This window comes from Rheinheimera baltica (assembly GCF_030731985.1).
Classification (GTDB): domain Bacteria; phylum Pseudomonadota; class Gammaproteobacteria; order Enterobacterales; family Alteromonadaceae; genus Alishewanella; species Alishewanella baltica.
Genome location: NZ_JAPJDY010000004.1, coordinates 115,187 through 130,013, shown reverse-complemented (window position 1 = coordinate 130,013; position 14,827 = coordinate 115,187). Strand labels below are relative to the sequence as shown.

Annotated in this window: 15 protein-coding genes; 12 read left to right on the top strand and 3 right to left on the bottom strand. The window is 49.6% G+C overall.

Annotated features, from left to right (window positions below):
• Positions 1–7 precede the first annotated feature (7 nt).
• From arsJ to ORJ00_RS08080, 11 genes are all read left to right on the top strand, one after another.
• Positions 8–1,222 (top strand): organoarsenical effux MFS transporter ArsJ, encoded by a 1,215-nt coding sequence (gene arsJ, locus ORJ00_RS08130; protein ID WP_306139522.1) that lies wholly within the window; start codon positions 8–10, stop codon positions 1,220–1,222.
• A 5-nt stretch (positions 1,223–1,227) separates the two neighbouring features.
• Entirely contained in the window at positions 1,228–2,421 is a 1,194-nt protein-coding gene (gene chrA / locus ORJ00_RS08125; RefSeq protein ID WP_306139521.1) for a chromate efflux transporter, read from the top strand.
• 108 nt (positions 2,422–2,529) lie between these two features.
• Complete coding sequence (locus ORJ00_RS08120) at positions 2,530–2,808, top strand: DUF3297 family protein (protein ID WP_027670356.1); 279 nt, start codon at positions 2,530–2,532, stop codon at positions 2,806–2,808.
• 197 nt (positions 2,809–3,005) lie between these two features.
• Positions 3,006–3,731 (top strand): 5-oxoprolinase subunit PxpA, encoded by a 726-nt coding sequence (locus ORJ00_RS08115; RefSeq protein WP_306139520.1) that lies wholly within the window; start codon positions 3,006–3,008, stop codon positions 3,729–3,731.
• Positions 3,728–4,435, top strand: coding sequence for a 5-oxoprolinase subunit PxpB (gene pxpB / locus ORJ00_RS08110; protein WP_306139519.1), 708 nt, complete (start codon positions 3,728–3,730; stop codon positions 4,433–4,435). The genes ORJ00_RS08115 and pxpB overlap by 4 nt, the downstream gene beginning before the upstream one ends.
• Positions 4,432–5,373 (top strand): 5-oxoprolinase subunit C family protein, encoded by a 942-nt coding sequence (locus tag ORJ00_RS08105; protein WP_306125809.1) that lies wholly within the window; start codon positions 4,432–4,434, stop codon positions 5,371–5,373. The genes pxpB and ORJ00_RS08105 overlap by 4 nt, the downstream gene beginning before the upstream one ends.
• A complete protein-coding gene (locus ORJ00_RS08100) occupies positions 5,374–6,219 on the top strand; it encodes a DUF4392 domain-containing protein (protein WP_306125810.1) in 846 nt (281 codons plus the stop codon).
• 377 nt (positions 6,220–6,596) lie between these two features.
• Positions 6,597–7,463 (top strand): aminotransferase class IV, encoded by an 867-nt coding sequence (locus ORJ00_RS08095; protein ID WP_306125811.1) that lies wholly within the window; start codon positions 6,597–6,599, stop codon positions 7,461–7,463.
• A 217-nt stretch (positions 7,464–7,680) separates the two neighbouring features.
• Positions 7,681–8,190, top strand: a complete 510-nt coding sequence (locus tag ORJ00_RS08090; protein WP_306125812.1) for a DUF6795 domain-containing protein — start codon at positions 7,681–7,683, stop codon at positions 8,188–8,190.
• Positions 8,191–8,220: 30 nt separating this feature from the next.
• Complete coding sequence (locus ORJ00_RS08085) at positions 8,221–9,393, top strand: lipase family protein (RefSeq protein WP_305977723.1); 1,173 nt, start codon at positions 8,221–8,223, stop codon at positions 9,391–9,393.
• A 57-nt stretch (positions 9,394–9,450) separates the two neighbouring features.
• Complete coding sequence (locus tag ORJ00_RS08080) at positions 9,451–9,708, top strand: hypothetical protein (RefSeq protein WP_305977724.1); 258 nt, start codon at positions 9,451–9,453, stop codon at positions 9,706–9,708.
• Here the strand turns inward: ORJ00_RS08080 and ORJ00_RS08075 are convergent.
• Both ORJ00_RS08075 and ORJ00_RS08070 read right to left on the bottom strand, forming a co-directional pair.
• Complete coding sequence (locus ORJ00_RS08075; protein WP_306139518.1) at positions 9,696–10,286, bottom strand: FMN-binding negative transcriptional regulator; 591 nt, start codon at positions 10,284–10,286, stop codon at positions 9,696–9,698. The two genes, ORJ00_RS08080 and ORJ00_RS08075, sit on opposite strands and share 13 nt — an antisense overlap.
• Positions 10,287–10,298: 12 nt before the next feature.
• Positions 10,299–10,697: a GNAT family N-acetyltransferase gene (locus tag ORJ00_RS08070; protein ID WP_306139516.1), complete on the bottom strand. Its 399-nt coding sequence runs from the start codon at positions 10,695–10,697 to the stop codon at positions 10,299–10,301.
• 85 nt (positions 10,698–10,782) lie between these two features.
• Between ORJ00_RS08070 and pdxR the strand changes: the two genes are divergently transcribed.
• Entirely contained in the window at positions 10,783–12,225 is a 1,443-nt protein-coding gene (gene pdxR / locus ORJ00_RS08065; RefSeq protein WP_306139515.1) for a MocR-like pyridoxine biosynthesis transcription factor PdxR, read from the top strand.
• Here the strand turns inward: pdxR and ORJ00_RS08060 are convergent.
• Positions 12,203–14,776 (bottom strand): EAL domain-containing protein, encoded by a 2,574-nt coding sequence (locus ORJ00_RS08060; protein WP_306139514.1) that lies wholly within the window; start codon positions 14,774–14,776, stop codon positions 12,203–12,205. The two genes, pdxR and ORJ00_RS08060, sit on opposite strands and share 23 nt — an antisense overlap.
• Between the last annotated feature and the right edge of the window lie 51 nt (positions 14,777–14,827).

The window sequence follows — 14,827 nt, the reverse complement described above, 5'->3', positions numbered from 1 at the left end:
CTTACCAATGCGCGCAGATATTAGGCAGTATTTGGTTGTCACCGGAAACTACTGGGCGTTTACACTAACCGATGGCGCGCTGCGCATGCTTATTGTGCTGCATTTTTACCAGCTGGGTTATACGCCGCTGGCCATTGCCTCGCTGTTCTTGTTTTATGAATTTTTTGGCATCGTCACCAATTTGGTTGGCGGCTGGCTGGGTGCCAGGCTTGGCCTGAACAACACGATGAATGTCGGTTTGTTACTGCAAGTTATCGCGTTATCCATGCTGCTGGTGCCAGCAGAAGCACTTACAGTGGTGTGGGTGATGGCGGCGCAAGCCCTGTCAGGCATTGCCAAAGACTTAAATAAAATGAGTGCAAAAAGTGCCATTAAACTGCTGGTGCCAGAGCACGCCCAAAACGCGTTATATAAATGGGTCGCCCTGCTTACCGGCTCCAAAAATGCACTTAAAGGTGTCGGGTTTTTCTTAGGCGGCTTGCTGCTATCGCTATTGGGCTTTAGTGGCGCTATTACCCTTATGGCTGCCGCACTCTTGTTAGTGTGGCTGCTTAGCCTTTGCTTACTTAAACAAGACCTTGGTAAGACAAGCTTTAAACCGAAATTTCGCCAGTTACTGTCTAAAAGCCCTGCGCTTAATACCTTGTCTGCTGCCCGTTTATTTTTATTTGCCGCCCGAGATGTCTGGTTTGTTATAGCGCTGCCACTGTATCTGGCCAGCCAGTTTAACTGGCCGCACAGTGCTGTCGGTGGCTTTCTTGCGTGCTGGGTTATTGGTTATGGCATAGTGCAGGCGTTGGCGCCACGTATTACCGGTAACAGCAAACAGCAAGCGCCGGGGGCTAGTGCACTGCTGTTCTGGGTATTGCCGCTATGTGCACTGCCATTGCTTATTGCTGCAGGTATCAGCTATAACCCACAGGCACTGGCCGTATTGCTTGGTGGTTTGCTGTTATTTGGAGTGGTATTTGCCGTTAATTCAGCGCTGCATAGCTATTATATTGTGCGTTTAGCCCGTGCCGATGGCGTATCTCTGGATGTCGGCTTTTATTACATGGCCAACGCCGCCGGCCGCCTGCTTGGCACCGTATTGTCGGGCTGGGCCTATCAATACTGGGGTCTGGTAGCCTGTTTAATTATCTCATCGCTATTACTGTTGGCTGCTGTCGGGTGTAGCTGGCGCTTAACTACTCTCAATATTGAGAATAGCTATGGCGGATAACCGCTATGGCAGATAGCCGCATCAAACCACGGTTCTGGGCCATTTTCAGCATATTTCTAAAGCTGGGGCTCACCAGTTTTGGCGGGCCAGCAGCCCATATTGGTTATTTTCGTCATGAGTTTGTCAGCAAAAAACACTGGCTCAGCGATGGCGACTACGCTGCACTTGTGGCGCTGTGTCAGTTTTTACCCGGCCCGGCAAGCAGCCAGGTGGGTATGGCTATTGGCTTACAACAAGCTGGCTTTCGTGGCGCACTGGCCGCCTGGTTAGGCTTTACATTGCCCTCCGCCCTGTTAATGCTGGCATTTGCATTTAGCCTGACACGGTGGCATTCACCACTTTTAAACGGTGCATTACATGGCCTAAAGTTAGTTGCGGTTGCAGTAGTCGCACATGCTGTATTGTCCATGGCACACAGCTTATGCAATAGCCGGCGTAAAGCGATGATTATGCTGTTAAGCACCGCTTTTATGTTGTGGCAGCCGGAAGCGATAATGCAGCCCTTGCTAATACTAGTGGCTGCGGTAGCGGGTTATTTACTACTACGCGAACAACCGGTAAAGCACGATATACTCCCACCGGCTAACACGGTTGCACAACGATTTACGGTAAGCAGCGCGATGTTATTTGTCTTGTTATTAATTGGTCTACCTATTGCCGCGCAGTTTTACGCCCTACCCTCTCTTAGCCTGATAGATGTTTTCTATCGCACTGGCGCGCTGGTGTTTGGTGGTGGGCACGTGGTGCTGCCGTTATTGCAAGCCGAACTGGTGCCAACGGCGCTGGTAGATGCTGATCAATTTATGGCGGGCTATGCTGCAGCGCAGGCTGTACCCGGGCCACTATTTAGCTTTGCCGCCTTTGTTGGCGCCTTGCTGCCCGGCGTAAACCCATTGCAGGGTGGGCTACTGGCATTGCTGGCAATTTTTTTTCCATCGTTTTTAATTCTGCACGCAGTACTACCCTACTGGCAGCGGCTTGCTCAGTTCAATGCCGCACGCGCAGTTATTGCCGGTGTTGGGGCTGCGGTTACCGGGCTGTTGCTGGCAACCCTTTTTCATCCGCTGGGCACTAGCAGTATTTTTACACTTAGCGATGCTGCTTTTGCTCTGCTGGCCTTCGCTGCCCTACAGTATTTGCGAGCACCGCCCTGGTTACTGGTATTAGCAGGTGCTGTTACCGGCATGTTGTTGCATTAAGTAAGATGGGAAGTGCTTACCCATTAAGCAGTTTATAACAACCTCCACTTGAGCAGCCTGCCAGCTTTGCCTACAATAGCGCACGTTTTACTTACTAAGGCACAAGCCATGAACGACACAACAAAAAATGATGCAGTAACAAACGACACTGCGGCACGCCCGGATTTACCCGATCGCTTATCGGTTAACCCTCGCAGCCCGTATTATGTAAAAGACATATTTCAACACGATGTTGGCATCACATTAAACGGTAAAGACCGCTTTGATGTAGAGGAATATTGTATTAGTGAAGGCTGGGTAAAAGTAGCCGCAGCCAAAGCGCTGGACCGTCGTGGACAACCGCTGTTAATGACCTTAAAAGGTAAAGTAGCAGCGTTTTATCGCTAACTATTACTGCTGTCTAAGCGCTAATCTCTATAGCGGTTACTTCAGTCTCATGCCACGTAATGCATAGACCGTAACCGCAATCTCAGCTGCCCCACACCATTGCTGCAATGACGTATTCTATCGCATACGACTAGACTATTACTTAAATTAAACGCAACATGAATAAATTATTTTTCAACTGCAGCGACGGAGGCAGGATGAAACTCAATTGTGATTTAGGCGAAAGCTTTGGCAGCTGGCAAATGGGGCTGGACGATGATGTTATGCCGCATATCGACATGGCCAATATTGCCTGTGGTTTTCATGCCGGTGATGCCGATGTCATAGCGCGCACCCTAGCACTGGCGAAGCAACATGGTGTCACAATTGGTGCTCACCCGTCCTACCCTGACTTACAAGGCTTTGGCCGGCGCAGTATGGCGTTGTCCCACAGTGAAATTATTAATACCCTGCGCTACCAAATAGCGGCGCTGGATGGCATGGCGCTTAGTACCGGGCTAAGCCTAAGCTACGTTAAGCCCCATGGTGCGCTTTACAACGATATGATGAGTAAGCCCTTGGTGTTCGATGCGGTGCTCGATGCCATAGCAGGCTTCTATAAGCCGCTTAAACTGATGATCCTTGCTACGGCCGATCAGCAGCACTTTAGTAATGTTGCTGCAGAAAAAGGCGTTGATTTGCTATTTGAAGCCTTTGCCGACAGACGTTACACCGATGATGGCCAGCTTACGCCACGCAGTCAGTCTGGCGCCGTGCTGCATGGTGTTAAGTTACTCACCCAGGTTGCTCAACTGGTAAAACAGGGAACAGTAACAACAGACTCAGGCAAGCAACTGGCCCTTAAAGCCGACACCCTGTGCGTACATGGTGATAACAAGGACGCCATTGCACAGATCCAGCAAATAAGGGCGCTATTGGGATGAGCTTGTTACATTTTCAGCTGACACCGGCCGGTGAAAACGCCCTGATGCTATATTTTGACCAACGGATAGACCCGCAAATATCAGCCTTAGTGCAACAGGCGTGTGTGCTTATCCGCAACGAACTTACTGATGATCTTATTGATTTACTGCCTTCTTATGCCTCGGTATTAATTCTGTTTAACCCATTATCAACCGATTTGCATCGTGTCTCAGCACAGCTACAACATAGCCTGAAACACCTGCAAAGCGGCAATAGTCAAACGGGTAACACCATTGAACTGCCGGTGTATTATACTGAAGAGAGCGGGCCAGATTTAGCCCTTATCGCCAAGACAAAAAACATTAGCATTACTGAGGTTATTCAGCGTCATCAGGCACTTAGCTATCGTGTGTATGCCATTGGCTTTGCGCCCGGTTTTGCGTACTTAGGAGAAGTAGACCCTCTGTTACAGATGCCGCGTTTGGCTACGCCGCGCGCTAAAGTTCCTCGCGGTGCAGTTGCCATTGCTGACAGACAAACGGCGGTATATCCGGCGCAATCACCCGGCGGCTGGAACCTGATTGGCCTATGCCCAACGCGGATGTTTAACCCGGATAGCACACCGGTGATGCCGGTCGCGGTTGGTGACGAAGTGCGCTTTGTTGCTGTAGACAAAGCGGAGTTTCTGCGACTGGGTGGTGAACTACCTGGAGACGAACGATGAGCGGCTTTACCGTAATAGCACCCGGCGTACTAAGCTTATTACAAGATAACGGCCGCTTTAGCCAAAGCGCTTTGGGCCTTACCAGCGGTGGGCCAATGGATGCGCCATCAGCACAGTGGGCGAACCTTTTGCTGGGTAATCAGCATAACGCAACCTTAATAGAATGCAGCGTCGGCGGCTTGCAAATGCGGGCAGAAACAAACAGCTATATCGCCGTTACCGGCGCCACCTTGCCCCTAAGTATTAATGGCAACACCGCGGAATTATGGACTGTGCATAAAATCCGGCAAGGCGATGTTATTGAGCTTGGCATGGTAAGCAAAGGCTTGCGGGCATATCTGGCCGTAGCCGGTGGTTTTAACGTCGCACCGCAGTTTGGTAGCACCGCCACTGTACTACGCGAAGGTATTGGCGGATTAAACGGTAATAAACTGCAACCGGGCGACTCACTACCTACCGCAACAGTAAACAGCCTGCCACGAAGGCACTTGCCTGTACATCACCAGATGCAATTTAATCGTACCCTTACACTGCGGTTGATAGAGGGCTATCAAGCACAAAGCTTTAACAGCACTGAGCGTCAGCGCTTTTACCTACACAGTTATAAAGTCACGCCACAGGCTGATCGCATGGGCTATAAACTCAGTGGCAGCGCCATCCGTTGTCAACAAACACAGCTATTATCCGAGGGCATCTGCTATGGTGCAGTGCAAATTCCACCGGATGGCCAGCCCATAGTACTGCTGAACGACCGCCAAACCCTGGGTGGCTACCCCAAAATTGGTAGCGTACTGTCGCTAGATTGCGCCTTATTAGCTCAAGCAGTTGCAGGCACCGAAGTCTATTTTACTCCGATAAGCCCCGAGCAAGCGCACAATGCGCTTTGTTTAGCTAAAGTTCGCACTGATGCACTAACCAGCCAAATGGTAAACCTGTAAATGACAGCATTGACGCCAGGTTACCTGGGCATTAGCCAGCAGATAGAACAGCTATTAGTGCGGCAAAACCCAAGAGGCATGGCAACCTTAAAACCGCATTTACGCCCCGGCTATATCCTGCGCGCTGCCCGGTTGCTTAATCAATGCCGTGGTACTGTCCTTATCGGCACTGGCTTTCCGGTATTAGACACCTTTGAAACCGACGGCCCGGTTGGCGCCATTGGCTTGTATAAGCTGCTTGAACAATTGGGTGCTAGCCCTATTATTGTTTGTGGCGACCCGCTATACAGCGCGCTAAAGCCCGATTACCAGTGTTTTCAAATTAAGGTAAACCAATACGACGCACTGCCTACAATTGCCAGTGTCGCACTTACAGAGCTTAAGCCGCAACTGGTGATCTCCATTGAGCGGCCCGGTTTTAACGCGCAGCAGCGCTACGCTAACATGCGCGGTGAAGATATCAGCGCGCGTTGCGCCAGCTTCGATTACTTTTTAACGCAAGCCCCCTGCCCGACCATTGGCATTGGCGATGGCGGCAATGAAATTGGTATGGGCAATCTGTTGCAGGCGGTCAGTGCGCTGAATATTACGCCCTGCGTGACACAGTGCGATGAGCTGATTGTCGCCGATGTTTCAAACTGGGCGGCCTGGGGTTTAACGGCTATGGTGTCTTTGCTACGCGGCGAAAACCTGCTAAGCGACGCCGACCCGCTGGCGATTTTGCAATATTTATCCGCCAAAGGCAGTGTCGATGGCGTTACCCGGTTAAATACCTTAACCGAAGATGGCCTGGCACATACTGAAGGCCAGCAACTGATTGATGATCTAGCGTTACTAATTAGGTGAGAATCGGCTTAGCCTAAACCGACCGTTGGAGCCCCGGATGGGCGGAAACGAGCCTACAAGGATGTATTTACGGCGCGTCGGTGTGAGCAAACCAGTTCGATGATATACCTACATAAAGTGAGAATCGGCTTACCCTAAACCGACCGTTGGAGCCCCGGATGGGCGGAAACGAGCCTACAAGGATGTATTTACGGCGTGTCGGTGTGGGTAAACCGGTTCGATGATATAACTAAATAATGTGAGAATCGGCTTACCCTAAACCGACCGTTGAAGCCCCGGATGGGCGGAAACGAGCCTACACGGATGTATTTACGGCGTGTCGGTGTGGGTAAACCGGTTCGATGATAAAACTACATGCCACGAACAAGAGAACCGCAATGACAACAGTGTATTTAAATGGCAGCTTTATGCCGGCCAGCGAAGCTAAAATATCGCCGATGGACCGCGGCTTTTTATTCGGCGACGGCATTTACGAAGTGATCCCAAGTTACGGCGGTCGTTTTGTCGGCTTTGGTCCGCATATAGAGCGCATGCACAGCGGCCTTGCCCAGCTATCCATTGACCCAAAACTAAGTCTGAGTGACTGGCAGCAGATTGCCGACACATTGATTGCCGATAACCGCGCCGAACTGGGTGACAACCTCGGGGTGTACTTTCAGGTAAGCCGCGGCACCGACACCAAGCGCGGCCACGCCTTTCCCAGCAATATTAGCCCAACCGTATTTGGTTATGCGTTTGCAATAGGGCCAGAACCCGTAGCCGATAAGAGCAAAGCCACTACCTATGCGGTAGTAACCGGACAGGATTTGCGCTGGCAGCGCTGCCATATAAAATCGACATCCTTGCTGGGTAATGTGCTGCACTACCAGCAAAGCTATGCCCAGGGCGCGCAAGAAATACTGCTGTTTGATAAAGACGGTAGCCTTACCGAAGGGGCAGCGGTTAACGTCTTTGTGGTAAAAGATGGCGTTATTGCCACCCCACCCCTTAGTAATAAACTCTTGCCCGGTATAACCCGGCACATTTTGCTGGCGATACTGGCAGAGCATAGCGATATCAGTGTGGAACAACGTGATGTCAGTGAAGCCGAGGTATTAGCAGCAGATGAAATTTGGCTTACCAGCTCCAGCAAAGAAATTGCGCCCGTATTATTTGTAAATGATAAGCCAGTTGGTAGTGGTCAGGTGGGTGATGTATGGCTGGCCGTACAACAGCTATTTAGCCAGCATAAATTTGCTTACTAAACAGCTTGTTTAATTAACATCTGCTCACTTACTACACCTCTTTTTGTTTACTAAACAGCTAATTTTTATGGTGCAGCCACCTGGGCTGCACCCTCTCCCCCACACCCTGCAACTTTAACAAATAATTAATTTACAAAATGTTGCTATTTTGTTATCTTTTGGCAACCTATTTTCATCAGAGCCGCAAATGCATATTCCTCTGTTTAGGCGAAAGCCAATGTTGCTTTTGGTAGCAGCGCTGAGTTTTTTGGTTTTTATTATTTTTTCACAACAGGTTATGGCAGATATGTTTAGTTGGTTTAAAAAATACGATGTGCATTTATCGCCTGCAGTACAGGGTAGTATTACTTTTGATGGTAAGCCACTAGCGGGTATCAAAGTGTTTCGCGAGCTGGACTACGACAAATCGTACAACGATGAAGCCGTTACTGATGAGCTGGGGCGGTTTAATTTTGCTGAGAAAAATATCAAATCGCGCCAACCCGGTAACAAGCTGGATCAATCTACTATCCGGCAAGTTATATCTCTGGATTATCAGGGTAAGACTTTTGTGCTTTGGTATACTTCAACACCGAGTATTGAACCGCATGCCACCTTTCAGCGCCTGCTGAAGGCATTGAACTGCGAGTTAACCTCTGCTGAAGAAAAATTCAGTTTACCCAATATAGAGTACCCCGACTTTCCTCATGGCGTAGTAAGTATTTGCCAATTGGATACCTCTCAATAACGTCAATTTTCACAAAAGGAATTTACCCACATGAGCACAATTACCCCTAAAATTGCCTCCGATTTGGCCAGTTTAGTTTACGATGTCCGCACACCAACATCGCGAGGGGTATACCGGTTTAGCCGTGATTCAGAAAGCACAAAACACTTTTCGTTCGATTTATCCAATGGCCCGGTACAGGGTGTAAGTGGTGGCGGCCCCTTCGGTTTATTTAACAAAACCACCGGCTTTGCCATTATTGGTCAAGGTAAAGAGCGTTACCGCAATCATGTCGCTATTGCCATTCGTGGCACCAAGTTCACCAGTGGCAATGACTGGCTGACTAACGCCAATATCGGATATGCCGGTTCAGATAATGGCAGCATGGTACATGCCGGTTTTAACAAAACTTTTCAAAGCATGAAATCTATTCTTGAGCGCTCATTGAACCCCATTTTATCCGGGGCGACCACAGTACATTGCGTCGGCCACAGCCTGGGCGGTGCGCTGGCCTCATTGACGGCAGATTGGGTTAAGTTACGCTACAAGTGCCCGGTCAACCTTTACACCTTCGGCGCGCCGCGAGTGGGTTTAGAAAGCTTTGCTTTAAAACACACCGGCAGCCTGGACGGAAGTATTTACCGCTGCACCCACGGTGCGGATCCGGTGCCTTTAGTGCCGCTATGGCCATTTCATCACGCTCCCTATAAAGGTGTGGAATATCGTTTAGATGCTGGCCAGGGCATTAACATTGGTGCCCATGGGATGCACTTCACTGATACACCAGGCTATGCCAATACCGCAAACAGCGATGATTGGGCCAGCTTGGGCGACCGCTCCGCTGACATTGTCAGGCAGGTAGAGCTGGACTATGAAAGACGCCATCAGGCTTCGTTTACCACCTACTGGGCCAATAAAATTGGTGATGCATTGATAACCTTGCTTAAAGCGGCAGGAAAGTTAACCGCCGTTATCGCTCAGGCCGGCATCAGTACCGGGTTAACCTTTTACGACATGCTGGCCCGCACGCTGGAAGATGTGGCCAAATCAACTACACAGTTTGCCGGACAAGTGCGCGGATTATTAGGCCATATGCTGGTATTTGCCCGCCAGGCAGTGACCACCGTAACTGATCTGTCATTTAAATTTATCCGCTGGGTATTTGAGAAAACCGTTGGTGCACTGTACCGCAGCGCCCGTAACGCTATTGATAGCGTGATGTAAAAAGCAGGCCCGGCTTTGCCGGGCTATTTAACCTGGCACGTAATCAGAACATACATTATGACCCCAACCCGTCTTGCTATTATCAGTATCGTTCTTGGTATCTCGCCGCTGCTTATTGCTTTGCTGGGTTCCTTACTGGCTAACCTACTGGGCTGTGAGCAAAAAGGCGGCGGTATAAGCCAATGTTATTTTTGCGGCAAAGATGTCGGCAATCTTCTTTATGGCATGATGATGATGCACTGGCTGGTGCTTATAACCGGTGGCATTGCTGTTTGGGGGTTAGTTGCCAGTGCTGTTTGGGCCTACTGGCCCTGATAAAGACTATTCATCATTTGCCACACCGTGGCGGGCTGTTCGGTCTGTTGTAGATAACGGATCACCGTCTGTTGCTCAGCTAACAATTTATTCTGCGACAGCTTAAAGCGACCACTAACTTCAGTTAGGCTAATTTCCACACCCGCAATCGCCTTAACGAGTTGTTGTTGATAAGCCTCAGATTGCGCCATTGATGGTGCACTGTGTGCTTCCTGCTGTCTTACCAATGCCAATGTTTGTTCGTTGTCCAGTACACGGGCTATGCCTTTAAGTTCAACCATGGCGTAGTTCCAGGTTGATACGGCCGGTTGTTTGCTATAACAGCTGGCGGCAACAAAAGCATGTGGCCCCTGAATAATAATGGTCACCTCTACCCCATCCAGTTGCTTAAACTGCGGGTTATTGCGTGCCAGATGGCAATATGCTTTATCGCTGCCGCTTTGCCAGATAAATAAAAACGGCACTGGTGAATAGCTTAAACTGCCGTTATTGCTTAGCAGCAGGCCAAAGTAATGTTGCTGTAAAAACGCCTGTAATTGCGCTCGGTCGGTAGTGTGATAATACGGCGGTGGATACACAGTCCCTCCTGCTCAGCACTGACGCTGAATATGAAAGCCATTGTCCACCGCGGTAAAACCCACTGCCGGATAGTACTGCATTGCCGACGGCGCACTGCGCAACAGTTGCTGTACCTGTGGCCCGGTAGCCTGTTGCACTGCTGCTAACAGCGCCTTGCCTATACCCTGCTGCTGCCAGGCTTTATCAACTAACAAATCACAGATATACACTACATAAGCTTTATCGGTTAAACAGCGCGCCAGCCCGACTAACTTGCCATCTGATCTGGCGCTGATCAGCAAATTGCTGCTTGCCAACATAATTGCCATGCGTGCGCTGTCATCCGTTGGCCGGTTAATACCGGATGCGCGGTACAGCGCCAGCATTTCGTCCAGCTTAAAACTGCTTTCTTGTTGGTACTCTATTTTCATTGGTTGCTCCTGTTGTTATTGCCGTAGCTTAATAGCTACACTGGCATGCTAGAAAGCACCAGTTTCAACAAAGCAGGAGTACCAGTTGCGTTTAGTTACCGATAATTTGCAGCTCAGTGGCCAAGGTAGTTTGCAACAACAGCTTTACAGCCTGTTGCGCCAACAAATGCTAACGGGCATCTGGCCCAGTGGCGCCTTATTGCCTTCCAGCCGGATGCTGGCAGCAGATTTGGCATTAAGCCGCAATACGGTAAATCAGGTGCTGCAACAATTGGTGGCTGAGGGGTATCTGGATGGGCAGCCGGGGCGTGGTTATCAGATTGTCGCTTTACCAGAGCACTATTTTGTTAGTGAGCCAGCAAAACAGCAATCGCAACCGCCATTGGCAATACAACAATATGCGCTGCCGCAGAAAAGCGGGGCCAGTAACGGCTTGTTGCAGCCAGGAGTATCTGCGTTACCGCTATTCCCGTTTGCTATATGGCAGCGTTTATTACAACGACATAGTCAGCGCGCCGTGTTATCTGGCTTCGCTGATCCATTGGGGTATTTACCACTGCGCCAAGCCTTAGCGCTGTATTTGCGCCAATCCAGACAAGTTGTTTGCGACGAGCACTGCATATTAATTACTGCCGGAGCGCAACAAGCTTTGTTTGTCGCGGCCAAACTAGTCGCCGCCGCTGGTCAGCAGGTGCTTATGGAAACGCCTGGTTATCCCAGGCTAAAGCAAGCACTGCAACTGTGTGAGCTGCAGGTGCAGTTTCTGGATGCGAGTACACCGCTAGGGTTAGACACCGAACAACTTCCCACTGCGACAGCAGCTAAAGCCCTGTTTTTGACGCCTGGGCACCAATATCCGCTTGGCGGTATTATGCCGCTGGCTCAACGTATTAGTGCACTGGAGTGGGCTCGAAACCACGGTGTTTGGCTGGTAGAAGATGATTATGACAGCGAATTTCAGTATCAGCATAGGCCAATAGCCAGCTTACAAGGTCTGGCCGGTGGCGATGGCGTATTGTTTGTTGGCTCTTTTAGTAAAACCCTGTTTCCCGGGCTACGGTTAGGTTATTTAGTTGCGCCCCGTCACGTTATCGCAGCCGCTGCTGCAATAGTGCAAGCACTGCATGGTGATGTGCCATTACTGTCGCAAGCTACACTGGCAGACTTTATTAATGAAGGACATTTTGGCCGCCATTTACTAAAAATGCGACGGTTTTATCAGCAAAGAAAACACTTAGCCGCTAAGTTATTACAACAACACCTACCGCAGTGTCAGCTAAAGGCGCAGCACGCAGGCTTGCACCTGGTATTAGAATTTCCATACTCGTTAGATGAAACCAAGTTAGTTGAGCAACTTACCACGGCGGGTATCAAAGCGCAGTTGTTAAGCCGCTACGTATTTGCCGGCGAACCCCGAACGGGCCTGGTGATTGGTATTGCTAACCAAAACGACAGAGAGTTTTTCGAGGCACTTAATCAGCTTCTATCCATTTGCGCGGCGGCGCTTAAGGCACAGGCGTTCGATTAACCATTGCACTTTTTGCTGACGAAACGAAGCTTTCCAGCGGCTGAGGCTTACCAAAAAAGTAACCTTGAAATTGTTTACAGCCCAGCTGTAACAGCTTTCGATACTGCGCTTCGCTCTCCACACCTTCGGCAATAACAGCCAGCTCAAGACTTTGCCCTAATGCCATAATAGTTTTAACAATGGCTTCATCATTGGGGTCGGTCAGTAGATCACGCACAAAAGAATGGTCAATTTTTAATTGCTGTAATGGCAATAACTTTAAATAACTCAAAGAAGAGTAGCCGGTACCAAAATCATCAAGCGAAAACCGCACACCTAAATTGGTTAACTGCTGCATTTTAGCAATAACGGTGTCGACATCCTGCAACAACTGGCTTTCAGTGAGCTCCAACACCAGCTTATCCGGCGCAGCGCCACTTTGCTGCAATGCCCGGCTCACGTCTGCGACGAAATTGGCCGAGTGTAACTGGCGAGCACTGATATTAACTGCCAGATACCAGTGTGTTGTATCAGGGAATCGGGCCCATTCGGCCAATTGTAAACAACTCTGCTCCAGTACCCAATGGCCAATTTGCAAAATTTGGCCGGTACTTTCTGCCACCGGTATAAATCTGGCGGGTGAGATCATGCCCTGCTCAGGATGTTGCCAGCGCAGCAACACCTCTGCACCAACAATCCCCTTTTCGCGCTCTAACTGGGGCTGAAAATGCAGCAGTAATTCATTGTTTAAAATGGCTTGACGTAAGCCAGCAGCCAGCTCTGCCCGGGCACTAATATCGGCTTGCATTTGCTGGTTAAAAAACCGCATGCCATTACGACCGTGACCTTTGGCATCATACATCGCCAGATCGGCCCGTTGTAGCAGCTCATAGCTGTTGCAACCGTCAGCAAACATCACCACGCCGACACTCGCTGACAGGGTGTAGTTTCTGTCCTGCAACATGAAAGGTTCAGCCAGTAATTGCACCACCTTTGTCGCAATTAACCCGGCTTTCTGACTGGCCACATCCTGATCAGGATGCAAATCCGTTAGCAACACAACAAACTCATCCCCACCCAAACGGGCCAGCGTATCCACTTTGCGTAAATGGTTTTGCAAGCGCTGTGCAACTTGTTTTAGCAGCTGATCGCCCATAGCATGGCCCAATGTATCGTTTAAATCTTTAAAGTGATCTAAATCGATAAATAACAACGCACCTTGCGCAAGGTCTGTTTGCCGTTCCCGCAGTGCCACCGCATGCTGTAAGCGATCTAACAGCATGCGCCGATTAGCTAGCCCCGTTAGCGCATCATAAAACGCCAGCTGATGAATTTCCTGTTGTTGCTGTTTATGTTCAGTGATATCGGTTGAAATGCCGCAAAGTGCATAAATATTGCCGGCTTCGTCTCGCAGCGGCAATTTGACTGACAAATACGTATGCTTTTGGCTACCATCAAGCGAGCGGTTGTTCTCTTCTTCAACTAAGCGAACGCCTTGTTGCAACACTTTTAAATCATTCTGTTGCAGGTTGGCACAGGTAGCCGCATCAAAAAAAGCATCATCACGTCGCCCCACCGCTTGCTCAGGTTCACAGCCAAATAAATCAGCCGCCTTGCGGTTAATGTACTCGTAACGTAAGCGACTATTTTTAATATAAATATGTGCATCAACGCTATTCAAAATCGTGTTAAGCCGGTTTTCACTGGCTTTCAAATGCCGGGTTTTTTCCGCAACCTGACGTTTTAACCACCAAGCGCCGCTAAGCGCCAACATTAGCAATGCCGACAGCATCGCTAACATCCACCAGACATTTTTGGGTATCAGTGTTTCAGGCGCTGCGCTGCCCCAGCGTTGCAAAATCTGATAGTAAGGTGAATCGACATTGCTTTGCCAACGTCCGAGATAGCTTTCAATGCTATCTAAAAGATCACGATTGCGTCCTGCTTTGGTGGCATAAAACAGCTGTACCGGTTCAAACATTAGCGGGCTTTGCCGTAAATGAAATTGAGAAAAATGCGCCGCACCAAAATAATGATTTGCCGCTACCACATCTGCCGAGCCAGCGGCGACCATAGCAAATGCTTCGGCTAGCGACTTTGCTGCCAACAATTCAGTGTTTAACCCAGCCTGGTTTATAACGCGCTGCAAGTAATGCTGCTGCACAGAGTCATGCATTATCACTACGCGTTTGTCGGCAAGATCAGTCATCGCTTGCACCTGCACACCTGGTGCAGTGTAAAACTGAGACCAACTGGTTAACGACGGCGTTTGATGGAAATCCATCTGTAGCGAGCGCTGTGGCGTATAAGCTACATCCGGCAGTAAATCTATTTCACCCGCTTGCAGTAGCTGCATGCAGTAGGCCCAATCACACTGCACAGCCTTAACTCGCCACTGCTCTTGCTCGGCAATGGTAAGTAGAAGCTCGCCTAAAATGCCCGTAGGGCTGCCATCCTCAGCAGCAAATACTTTCGGCGCATTCGGATAAACACCCACTACTACAACCCGGCTTTCGGCTAAAACCTGTGTGCAGCAGAGCAGCATGACAAGCATTGCTGCGCAATATTTCATCAAATTATTCCCCGGGACCTTCGCCTTGTTAGCCATTTACCAGTTTAAAAT